This window comes from Scytonema sp. PCC 10023, assembly GCF_963920835.1.
Taxonomy (GTDB): Bacteria; Cyanobacteriota; Cyanobacteriia; order Cyanobacteriales; family Nostocaceae; genus Kalymmatonema.
The window spans coordinates 1-729 of the sequence record NZ_CAWUDP010000341.1; the positions used below are offsets into that span (position 1 = coordinate 1).

The following is a 729-nucleotide window of genomic DNA, read 5'->3' on the forward strand; positions in this document are numbered from 1 at the left end:
CAGAATGATCCTTATTGCTGGTCGAAGCGTTTCTTATTGCTGGCTCCTACACCTAACTTTTGTGCTTGAGCAGGAACATCGACGCGGTAAGTGGTTGCCTTTCAGTATTGATTTAAGTTTTATCAGTGATAAATGGCGGCGGTTGGTAGTCAAACGCCAAGACGATACTGAAGTTTTGGTTCGCCAACAACTAGAGATTTGCGTTTTCACATACTTGGCACTGGAGTTAAAGACGGGGGATGCTTGTGTGGAAGGGTCAGAAAACTATGCAGATTTCCGTCAGGAGTTGCTCACTTGGGATGAGTGTAAACCAATGATGGAAGAATATTGCTATGAACTTGGCATTCCCTCAAATTCAGAAGATTTTGTCCAGTATTTGCAACGTTTGCTCACTCAAACGGCAGAATCCGTAGACCAAATCTGTTCTGATGGTAAGCAGGTTACCATCAGCAAGGATGGGGAGCCTGTACTGAAACGCATCTCTGCCCAAGAAAAACCTGATGGGGCAGCAGCAATCTTAAGCAGCTATCCTGCAACGCCTGCCAGAGCGCAGTGTCCTGGATATCCTTTGCAATGTCGAGCATTGGCTCAACTGGACACGACATTTTGGTCCCAAGTCTTGTTCAGAACCCAAAATGGAGCAGCCAATGGAACGTTACATTCTCACGACCTTTGGTTACCTCTTAAGAAACACATTCCGTCGCCGTAGATTGAGCAACGAGATTAAAG

The 729-nt window shown here is 45.8% G+C and carries 1 pseudogene; it reads left to right on the forward strand.

The features are described 5' to 3' along the window. Window positions 1–709, forward strand: a pseudogene (locus ACM0OZ_RS49125) (hypothetical protein); the annotation flags it as partial. Window positions 710–729 lie beyond the last annotated feature (20 nt).